Origin of the sequence: Acinetobacter sp. NIPH 2699, from assembly GCF_022549355.1 — a bacterium.
In the GTDB taxonomy this organism is placed as follows: Bacteria; Pseudomonadota; Gammaproteobacteria; order Pseudomonadales; family Moraxellaceae; genus Acinetobacter.
Map to the genome: position 1 here is coordinate 182,563 of NZ_JAKZGL010000004.1, position 10,948 is coordinate 193,510.

Below are 10,948 nucleotides of genomic sequence, written 5' to 3' on the forward strand. Positions count from 1 at the left end.
TTACTCCTCAGGCAACAAATGCTCTTTTTCCCAGAGTGATTCTATTGTTTCACGTTCACGAATTAAATAGGCTTGATCGCCATTGACCATAACTTCAGCAGCACGACCACGGGTATTGTAATTTGAGCTCATGACAAAACCGTATGCACCTGCACCCAATACTGCCAATACATCGTTTTCCTGCAACGCTAAATCGCGCTCTTTGCCTAGAAAATCGCCTGTCTCGCAAATCGCACCGACTAGATCCCAAGTTTTCACGTCAACATCCGCATTTGGATTGACGGATTGAATATCCATCCACGCCTCATACAACGCTGGACGAATCAGATCATTCATTGCCGCATCAATGATGGCAAAATTACGATGATTGGTTGGTTTAAGTAAATCAACCTTGGTCAATAGTGCACCCGCGTTAGCAGAAATACTACGCCCCGGCTCCATATACACTTTCAAACCTAACTGTTCTAAAGCAGGTCGAAGTGCATTGGCATATTCCGCAACACTTGGTGGCACTTCATCTTTATAACAAACACCTAAACCGCCACCAATATCAATATGTTTGAGCGTGATACCTAAGTTTTTCAACTGCTCTATCATCAGCATCACACGATCAAGCGCATCGACAAAAGGCTTGGTCTCGGTCAATTGAGAACCAATATGACAGTCAATCCCCACAATCTCTAAGTTTGCTAATGACGCAGCGTATTGATAGGTTTCATTGACTGTATCACTTGGAATACCAAACTTGTTCTCTTTCAAACCCGTTGAAATATAGGGATGAGTTTTGGCATCGACATCAGGATTGACACGTAAAGAAATCGGTGCTTTTTTCTCTAACTTGGCTGCAACTTTTTGAATACGATCAAGCTCTGCATACGATTCAACATTGAAACAAGCAATACCGACATTTAACGCTTTTTCAATATCAGCTTCAGATTTACCTAAACCAGAGAATACAATCTTTGATGGCTCACCACCTGCTGCAAGCACACGCGCCAACTCACCACCTGTCACAATATCAAAACCAGCGCCGAGTTTTGCCAAAACATTTAAAACAGCGATATTTGAGTTTGACTTCACCGCAAAACAGATTTGATGATCAATAAAATCAAAAGCACGGTGCATATCCAAATAATGCTTCTCCAAAGTTGCTTTTGAATAAACATATAAAGGCGTGCCAAATTGCTGTGCGAGCTGATCTAATGAACATTGCTCAGCATGCAATACTCCATTAATGCGCGTGAAACTCATGAAAATGTCCTTGTGTACAAACTTAAGGTGACGTTGGTTGTGATTCAGTCGTTGATAATGTTGCTTGGCTTTCCGCTTTCGCTTCATCTGCATTTACCTCAGATGATGCTTTGACAGTAGACGCCTCATTTTTATAAAGCAGGTATTTTGCACGCTTATCATGATTTGGATCAGAAGGAAGTTGCAATGCACCCGACTGACCGCATGCAGTTAATACCACACAACTCAGCAACACACTGATAGAACAAATGACTGGACGCATCTGAGCACCTAACTTTTACAATTCGCAGCAGTATAGCGTGATCAATCGATAGGCTAAAGTCTAAACATAAAAAAACGCCAACTTCTGCTGGCGTTTCTTCTCTTGATCCTTCAGTTTATTTATTTTTTTGCGAATAAATAGCCAATCGCTAAAATCACAAACCAAATTGGACTCACTTTCAACGCCTCTAAAGTTGTTTCATCCAAAGCAAGGAAATAAATGGTTGCGATAAAAAATAGAATAACCACCCAACACGTTACGACACCGCCAGGAAGCTTAAATGTTGACTGTTCATGTAATTCAGGTGATTTTTTACGATAGTTAATATAACTCCACAAAATAATCATCCACACACAAATAAAGAGAATAGTCGATAAGGTTGTGGCCAAAGTAAACGCAGTTACTTCATCATTGGTTCCTGTCTGCAACTTATAAACAAACTGAACAAAAGCACCAATAAAGATACAGACTGAAGAAAAGATTAAGGCTTTGGCTGGAACCGCAGATTTGGACAATTTTCCAAATAGTTTCGGAGCTTGCTTATCTGTTGATAATCCAAACAACATACGGCTGGTCGAAAAGACCCCACTATTCATTGATGACATCACTGAAGATAACACCACCAAGTTCATAATGATCGCAGCGGAAGCAATGCCTGCTTGTGAGAAGATATCAACAAAGGGGCTGACTTTCGGGTTAATTTGATCCCAAGGTGTCACGCACATCACCACAAACAACGCCAACACATAGAAAATAATGATACGCACTGGAATTGAATTAATCGCTCTAGGCAAATTACGTTCAGGGTCCTTGGTTTCAGCAGCCGTGGTACCCACTAATTCCACACCAACAAAGGCAAAAATTGCGATTTGGAATCCAGCCAAAAAGCCACTCAGACCTGTTGGAAATAGCCCACCATGCATCCACAAATTGGCTACGCTGGCAACCGTACCTGTTTCACTGGTAAATCCTGTAAAAATCATCCATAAACCAACCGCAATTAATACAATAATTGCTGTAATTTTTACCATTGCAAACCAGAATTCTATTTCTCCAAATAACCTGACCGTCACCAAGTTCAAACCAAGAACAAATAAAATAGCCAATACACTAATCAACAAACCTTCAAGTGGACTAAAGGACTGACCTGCATTGAAAAATTCAAGGTAATAAATGATGGCTGATAAATCTGCAATTCCAATCGTGACCCAACAGAGCCAGTATGTCCAACCGACAAAATATCCAGCCCAAGGACCGATTAAATCAGTGGATAAATCAATAAAGGATTTATAGTTTAGATTTGATAGAAGTAATTCACCAAGGGCACGCATGACGAAAAAAACCATCAGACCAATGGTCATATAAATGAATAAAATAGAGGGTCCTGCCAAACTAATGGTTTTGCCTGAACCCATGAACAATCCTGTCCCAATCGCGCCACCAATTGCAATAAGTTGAAGATGACGATTGGACAGACTACGGTGAAGCCCGGCCTGTTCTATAGATTCACTTAGATTTTGATTCGACATTTTTACAAAAACACTCCAGTATTTTGGTTCGTCAACTAAAATCAAGTCAAAAAATATTTCGCACCATTTTCAGGCATCTTTTATCAATATGCATTTTTGAGGATGCTTTCAGCCGACCAATTTTACCACCTTAATTAGTAAATATTTCAAGTGAAATAAAATGGATTGGATGATACGCACTAGAATAGGACAATACAATCTACTTATAAAAACAAAGCATGACTGATCAGATTTCTAAAAAAAAGAAGCGACGATAATCGCCGCTTCTTTTTTGGATAAATATTGATTTATATTTAAACCATGAAATGATTACTTTTGTTTATTTTTAATTCTCTCTTCCCAAAATGTCGCATTACGAATCCCAAGTTTCAGTGGATCAAAGGTAAACTCAGTCACACCAGCTTTTTGCTGTTGCTCATAATCATTAAGTGCCTTGATCGTTGGTTTCCAAATAAAATAAGTAATAATAATACCAATGATATTAATCCATGCCATTAAACCAACACCAATATCACCAATTCCCCAAATATAACCTGTCGCACTAAGCACACCATAAGACACTGAAATCATAATAAAGCACTTCGTCAGAAACAACAAAGAAGGCGTTCTTGTGATGTAACTCAAATAGGTAATGTTTGTTTCAGCAATATAGTAGTAAGCAACAATCGTGGTAAATGCGAAAAAGAACACTGCAAGTGCGACAAAGATCTGACCAAAACCACCAAAGACAGTACTAACAGCCATTTGGGTAAATGCTGGTGAGCCGATTTCTGCTGTTGCAGCAACATTTTGTACAATAAATTGACCTGCTTCTAAAGTCCCTTGTACGTTATACATACCTGTGATCAGAATCATAAATGCTGTTGCAGAACACACAAATAAGGTATCAATATAAATTGAAAATGATTGTACAAGACCTTGTTGAGCGGGATGTTGTACTTCTGCCGCGGCAGCTGCATGAGGACCTGTCCCTTGACCGGCTTCATTTGAGTAAACACCACGTTTTACCCCCCAACCAATCGCAGCACCAATACCCGCCATAGGTGAAAATGCATCTGCAAAAATCATTTTGATCACACCAGGCAATTCTTGAATATTGATACATACAATCACAACTGCCATGAGGATGTAGCCAAGCGCCATAAATGGGACAACAACCTCAGCAAAACGCGCAATACGTTTAATACCACCGAAAATAATGATCGACAATAAGCTAACAATTACAACCAGAGCCAGCAGCTTATAAGCACCAACATTTCCAAAAACAATGGCACCTTCACCTGTAATTTGCGTAAAGGCATTGCCTACCGCATTCGCTTGAATACCCGGTAAGAACAGACCACAGGAAATAATCGCTGCAATCGCAAATAGAATACCCAACCAGCGTTGCCCTAAACCTTTATCAAAATAAAAAGCGGGACCACCACGATACTGACCTTGATATTCAACTTTATAGATTTGACCTAAGGTTGATTCGACATAAGCGGTACTTGCACCTAGAAATGCAACCACCCACATCCAAAACACAGCACCTGGACCACCAAAACCAATCGCTGCGGCTACCCCAGCAATATTACCCACACCGACACGGCCTGAAAGTGAAACAGAAAGCGCCTGAAACGATGAAATACCTTGCGCTGATGAACCACCTTTGAATAAAAGCCTGATCATTTCTTTTATTTGTCGGACTTGAACAAAACGCGTCAGAATCGAGAAAAACAAACCAGCACCTAAACATAAATAGATGAGAGCTGGACTCCAAATAATACTATTTACCCAATCAACAATTTCTGCTGCACTCATAAACATCAACCTTTTTTATATATGTTGAAAATATAACAACCGTTATATTTCCATTTGTTTGAGCAAAGCAATATCTATGCCACTCAATTGTATTATCACAACGAGAATTGAACAAATGCTCAAATACCTTCCATGGAAAAAGTGAATTGAACAAATATCTTGACTCAAAAACACACTGTATCTTACTTGTAAAAGTCTTATATCATGTTATTTTTCTGAGCACATCCCTTTGGCCAGTGAGTTACGAAAACGCCCTTTTCCCTTTATTCTGATCCAGAAAAATGGACTCGACGAATCATTTTCGTAATTACTTTACTTTTTAACTAATTTACAGAAAATTTTCAATTTTTAATATGGCAAAAATTAAAACGGTTTACCGTTGCGAACAATGTGGTGCAGATCATCCAAAATGGGCTGGGCAATGTACCGAATGCGGTGAGTGGAATAGTCTAACCGAAGTCCGTATCGAACCGAGTGTCACTCATCGTAGTCAACCTAAAATGGGAGGTGGATATGCAGGTCAAGCAGCGAGTATTACCACTTTAAACCAAGTTTCCGTCTCCAATGAAACACGCTTAGCCACTGGTGTGAGTGAGTTTGATCGTGTTTTGGGCGGTGGTCTAGTCACTGGTTCAGTGGTATTGATTGGTGGCGATCCGGGGATTGGTAAATCCACAATCTTGCTGCAAACAGCAACACACATGGCAAGTAAAAAAAGTTCTGCCCTCTATGTCACTGGTGAAGAGTCACTTTCTCAGGTTGCATTGCGAGCACAACGTTTAGACTTGCCTACAGATCAACTGAAAGTCATGGCTGAAACCTGTGTAGAACGTATATGTGAGGTTTTAGCTCAAGTACGCCCTGCCGTTGCCATTTTGGACTCCATTCAAACCCTTTATACCGAAACCTTACAATCCGCACCTGGTGGTGTCTCACAAATTCGAGAGTCAGCAGCATTACTCACCCGTTACGCCAAAAATAGCGGCACTGCTTTGTTTCTGGTCGGTCATGTCACAAAAGAAGGTGCGCTGGCTGGTCCTCGTGTTTTAGAACACATGGTCGATTGTGTACTCTATTTTGAAGGTCAATCTGACTCACGTTATCGCATGATTCGGGCCGTAAAGAACCGTTTTGGTGCAGTCAACGAACTTGGGGTATTTGCAATGACCGATAAAGGTCTACGTGAGGTCGCCAATCCATCCGCAATTTTCCTAAGTCGTTACGATGAAGCCATTCCCGGTTCAATTGTGATGATCAGCCGTGAAGGAACCCGCCCACTACTGGTTGAAGTTCAAGCCTTAGTCGATGATGCCCATGGTCAACCTCGTCGAGTAGCGCTTGGTTTGGAACAAAACCGTTTAAATATGCTACTTGCAGTCATGCATCGACACGGTGGGGTGCAAACTGCTGGTCAAGATGTCTATATCAATGTGGTCGGTGGTTTAAAAATCACGGAGACTGGTTCTGATCTTGCAGTTCTACTTGCCTGTGCCTCCAGCTTACGTGGTAAAGCGCTGCCTCAACAATTGGCTGTTTTTGGGGAAGTTGGGCTATCTGGAGAAATCCGCCCTGTACCCAATGGTCAGGAACGTTTAAAAGAAGCCGCAAAGCATGGTTTTAAATATGTGATTTTGCCTCGCGGCAACACACCACAGAAACCAATCGAAGGCGTTCAAATCATTGCTGTGGCACGATTACATGAAGCATTAACAGAAGCGATGCAGCTCAGTGATGAATTAGGGGCTTGATGAACATTCATCAATGAATTGCGTTGTAGGCTAAAATTTTAGCAGACGAGGCAGGAAACATAGGAAATGGCTATTCCCTTTCCAAGTTTCATAACGAAGTATGTTTAAATTTTAGACGCAACCCTGCGGGACAGGCATATTTTTTGATACCACAGCGTTATGTCTGATTCATTTAGAATAGCTAAATTTCACTAGCCATGCCTTGTGTGATCTAAAAAATATGCTCTGTCGCAATCATAAATGAACGCTCAGCAAGCCCTTAATAAAAAAAATGCTTTTCTAGTTGAAATTCACTATGAATGCCTGCATAAATACACTTACTAATTGGAACTAAATAGGGATTTTCGATGCAAGTACACCAGCGTGGCTTGATGGCAGCTTTATTAATGGCAACTTTAGTTGCTGCACCGCTTGCAGAAGCGAAGCGTGCAGGTGGCGGAAAGAGTCATGGTATGAGCAGATCTAACTCATCTAGTCAGTCTTATCAGCAACCTCGCCAAGCGACTCCACCAGCACAACAACAAGCCGCTCCAACTGCCGCACCTCAAAAAGCAGGTCCAGGTGTTGGCGGCATGGTTGCAGCGGGTGTTGCGGGTGCAGCAATTGGTGCTGTCGCTGCAAATGCATTAGCCGATGACAATACCTCCACCGATCCAGCTCAAACAGAACAACAAGCCGTTGCAGCGCAAGAGGAGAAACAGGGTGTTAACTGGATTTGGGTTCTACTTGCAGCAGCAGCCGCCTTCTTTGTGTTCCGCAGATTAGGCGCAAAAAAAAAATTAGCAGCAAGTAATCCATACGCTCCAAATCATGGCGGTCAAAATAATTTTAGCCGCCAAACAACACCTCAACCAACTGCTCGCCAAACAGGTGACAACACCAATATCTTTGGTCAATCAGTTGGTGGTGGTGCTGCAACTCAAGCACCTTTCGGCAATGCTCCAACTCAAGCACCATTTGGTAGTGCATCTATGAGTAATGGCAATCAACTGCCAGATGGTACTGAACCTGCTGCATTTTTGCGTACTGCACGTCAACGTTTTAACCATATTCAGTCGGTAAACAACGCAAGCAATATCGAAGAAATTCGTCGTTATTTGTCACCTGAGCTTTACAACTCAATGTATAGCGACATTATGGCGAACCAAGACCAAGATGTTGCTGAATTTAGCAACCTCAATGCAATGGTCGTTGAAAGTTCAACTGAGAATGGTCAATACGTTGTCAGCGTTCGTTTTACGGGTACTGTGAGTGAAGATTTAAACAGCTTGCCACAGCCATTTACTGAGATTTGGCATTTTGTTAAACCTGCTGGCTCACAACAAGATTGGGTTGTTGCAGGCATTCAACAGGCTTAAAACCTAATAAATAAAAAAATGGCTACTTTAGAGTAGCCATTTTTTTGCTCGTTTCAATCCCACAAATGATGAAAATACTTGGCAAATAGCACCCGACCTTGTTGTCGTTTTTGTATGTCTACCTGCTCCCATTGGTGCTGGCGTTCGTTATAAGCCTCTATATCTTGTTCTGTCACACCTGCTTTGGGAAGCGTGATCATCTTTATTGGGATACAATCATCAGAAGCGTTTTGCTGACCCACATCCTCAATCATTTTTAAATCATAAATACGGGGTTCAATTTCGTCATAATCCTGTTGTGGTGAAAATGCATAGATCATTTGATCTAATGTTTCTTCCCATGCCTGTATTGTTGCTTCTGTTGTGTGCCCAGTGGATGTTCTGCTGAGCTTTCTGTCAAAAAGGGAGATGGGGTGCCATGTCGTTTTGACTGTTTAAACTGTACTAAGCCTACATAAATGATTTTTGCTAAATGTGTATCTAAGTCCCAAAGCTCTTTTTGGGAAAATCTGATTTTTCCTTTTTGTATAAACATTTGTTGTTATCTCAATCGTTTTGAAATTGGCTTAAAATGATCATTTTCTACATGGTAATACACGGTTTCACAAATTTCCTGATTGCCATAACGACTCCCCACTGCCACGACCAAACGGCTGTCTTTTTGAAATAAAATATCGTTTTGGGTAAAGCCTTTCTGTTCACTATAACAATCAGCAAAAGTATCAGGCAAAATCAAGCTCTGCCCTGTTTTGGCATTATAAGCCAAAGCAAAGCTACACCCTCCACCACAGCCAACCGTTTCCATGACATAGTGCCCTGCAAAGTTTGGTTTTTGTTGGGACATTTCTTTAAATAAAGTGCGGTATTTCTGGCTTTGTGGATTGAGTTTTAAGGGTTGATTTTTCCCTGTATAGTTTTTTGCAGGATAATCCAGAAATGTTGGAGTTTTGGCATAGAGTGAAGATGAGCCCAAAACCAATAGGATGATATAAAAACTAATGCTCAATTTAGCCTGTATGCTAGATAAAAAATACATTTTCAATCTCCTTATATGGCATGTGCTTGCCGATCTGCAATCACTTGACGACATTGTTTTATCTTAGCATTAGACTTCTCTTATAAATCGCCTTGCGGAACTTCAATCGTTCCTCATTCGCCCGATGGGAGAAATACAAAGAAGGTGTCAATATCAATAATGATGCAAGAAGTCTAAGATGCTCGCAATAACAAATTTGTGCAACACAACCATTTAAAAATAAAAAAAAGCCTTGCCGAAGCAAAGCCTTTAACATCAAACATTGAATCGTTAAATCAAGAAACAAACTGTAAGAATAACCAATACAAGCCGCCAGATAAACAAATCGTGGCTGGTAAAGTAAATACCCATGCAGACAGAATCGTTCTCACCGTGGCAAAGTTTAAGCCTGACTTATTCGCAACCATCGTACCTGCAACCGCACTGTTTAAAACATGCGTTGTTGAAACAGGCATACCAAAACCATCAGCCGCCGCGATCGTACTCATGGCAACAAGTTCAGCAGACATCCCTTGACCATAGGTCATGTGATTCTTACCAATCCGTTCACCGACAGTAATGACAATACGTTTCCAGCCGACCATAGTCCCTAGACCCAGTGCTAGCGCAACTGCAACTTTTACCCACGTTGGAATGTATTGTAAGAATGAATCCATATTGCTGCGATAGTCTTTCACAACTTTTTTCTGTTCGTCTGTCATCACTGGTAATGCTTCAGCTTTGTCTAAACGTTTAAAAGCAGTCGTACTCAAATACATGTCATTACGTAACTCTGCTACACCCGCTTCAGGAATGCTCTTGAGATCACCGTAAGCTGCAACTTTCTCGCCTAAATGGTTGGTCATACTTGCCAATGCAGGTATAACTTCAGGCGTTTGTTCTTTGGTTTGAATATATGTGGTCAGCACTTCACGCGCTTTTTCATCAGAATAATCTTGCTGCTGAACATTTAAAACCAAAGCAGTTTGAGATGACAATTGTTCAAATGACTGTAGATGTTTTTCATCCAAGTTTTTATTTAATGAATATGCCAGTGGAACCAAGCCAATCAAGATCAACATGATTAAGCCCATTCCCTTTTGACCATCATTTGAACCATGAGCAAAACTCACCCCAGTACAAGTGAAAATCAAGATACCGCGAATTAACGGCGGTGGTGGCTTATTGCCAACAGGCGGTTGGAACAGCTCCATTTGGTTTTTAAATATTTTCTTAACCAATAAGAATAAAACCGCAGCAAAAGCGAAACCAATCATTGGCGAAAAGAGTAACGCCTTACCCACTTTCAGCACTTGATCCATATCAATGCCACTGGTCGCGCCAGTTGATGCATTGAGTAAGTGGTTCATAATCCCCACACCCAAAATTGAACCGATCAATGTGTGAGAACTAGAGGCTGGAATACCGAGGAACCATGTTCCAAGATTCCACATAATCGCTGCAATTAACAATGCAAAGACCATTGCAAAGCCAGCACCGCTGCCCACATTCATAATCATTTCAACAGGAAGCAGTGCAATAATGCCGTAAGCAACTGCCCCACTTGCAACCATAACCCCTAAGAAGTTACAGAAACCTGCCCACATCACTGCAACAGGTGCAGGAAGTGCATTGGTATAAATGACCGTCGCTACAGCATTCGCAGTGTCATGGAAACCATTGACAAACTCGAAAGCCAAAGCAATAAAAAGTGCCGTTGATAATAAAATGACAGAATATAAACTTAAAGCAGGTACATGCGCTAAGTCAGCACTGACCTGAAAACCGATATAAATAAGTGTTGCAACAATAATCGTCAAAAACACCGGCATAAAAAATTTCGGTGTTGGTACATGTACATTCGTTGATTTTGCCGTAGAACTGGCAAGCGGTGAATCCGAAGCAGGGGGAAGATTAGAATTCATGTAGACGGACAGAGGATAATGAAATCCCCCGTATTGTTTAATTAAATTATGACAATT

The 10,948-nt window shown here is 41.1% G+C and carries 9 protein-coding genes; 2 read left to right on the forward strand and 7 right to left on the reverse strand.

Annotated features, from left to right (window positions below; genetic code table 11):
* From lysA to MMP72_RS06005, 4 genes are all read right to left on the reverse strand, one after another.
* Nucleotides 1-1,251 (reverse strand): diaminopimelate decarboxylase, encoded by a 1,251-nt coding sequence (gene lysA, locus MMP72_RS05990; RefSeq protein WP_241315459.1) that lies wholly within the window; start codon nucleotides 1,249-1,251, stop codon nucleotides 1-3.
* 22 nt (nucleotides 1,252-1,273) lie between these two features.
* Complete coding sequence (locus tag MMP72_RS05995; protein ID WP_241315460.1) at nucleotides 1,274-1,513, reverse strand: lipoprotein; 240 nt, start codon at nucleotides 1,511-1,513, stop codon at nucleotides 1,274-1,276.
* A 119-nt stretch (nucleotides 1,514-1,632) separates the two neighbouring features.
* On the reverse strand, nucleotides 1,633-3,042 hold the full coding sequence (locus tag MMP72_RS06000) for an amino acid permease (protein ID WP_241315461.1): 1,410 nt from the start codon (nucleotides 3,040-3,042) through the stop codon (nucleotides 1,633-1,635).
* Nucleotides 3,043-3,351: 309 nt separating this feature from the next.
* Nucleotides 3,352-4,845 carry an alanine/glycine:cation symporter family protein gene (locus MMP72_RS06005; protein WP_241315462.1) on the reverse strand — a complete coding sequence of 498 codons (1,494 nt, stop codon included), beginning with the start codon at nucleotides 4,843-4,845 and terminating at the stop codon, nucleotides 3,352-3,354.
* Nucleotides 4,846-5,198: 353 nt separating this feature from the next.
* Here MMP72_RS06005 and radA point away from each other — a divergent pair, with 353 nt between their 5' ends.
* Both radA and MMP72_RS06015 read left to right on the forward strand, forming a co-directional pair.
* The gene (gene radA / locus MMP72_RS06010; protein WP_241315466.1) at nucleotides 5,199-6,593 is read left to right on the forward strand and encodes a DNA repair protein RadA; all 1,395 of its coding nucleotides are present in this window, start codon (nucleotides 5,199-5,201) and stop codon (nucleotides 6,591-6,593) included.
* Between the two features lie 347 nt (nucleotides 6,594-6,940).
* On the forward strand, nucleotides 6,941-7,951 hold the full coding sequence (locus MMP72_RS06015; protein ID WP_241315467.1) for a Tim44-like domain-containing protein: 1,011 nt from the start codon (nucleotides 6,941-6,943) through the stop codon (nucleotides 7,949-7,951).
* A 53-nt stretch (nucleotides 7,952-8,004) separates the two neighbouring features.
* Here MMP72_RS06015 and MMP72_RS06020 read toward each other — a convergent pair whose 3' ends face one another.
* The 3 genes from MMP72_RS06020 to MMP72_RS06030 form a co-directional block, all read right to left on the reverse strand.
* Nucleotides 8,005-8,271: a hypothetical protein gene (locus MMP72_RS06020; protein WP_241315469.1), complete on the reverse strand. Its 267-nt coding sequence runs from the start codon at nucleotides 8,269-8,271 to the stop codon at nucleotides 8,005-8,007.
* A gap of 221 nt (nucleotides 8,272-8,492) precedes the next feature.
* A complete protein-coding gene (locus tag MMP72_RS06025) occupies nucleotides 8,493-8,987 on the reverse strand; it encodes a hypothetical protein (protein ID WP_241315471.1) in 495 nt (164 codons plus the stop codon).
* A 275-nt stretch (nucleotides 8,988-9,262) separates the two neighbouring features.
* Nucleotides 9,263-10,891 (reverse strand): inorganic phosphate transporter, encoded by a 1,629-nt coding sequence (locus MMP72_RS06030; RefSeq protein ID WP_241315473.1) that lies wholly within the window; start codon nucleotides 10,889-10,891, stop codon nucleotides 9,263-9,265.
* Nucleotides 10,892-10,948 lie beyond the last annotated feature (57 nt).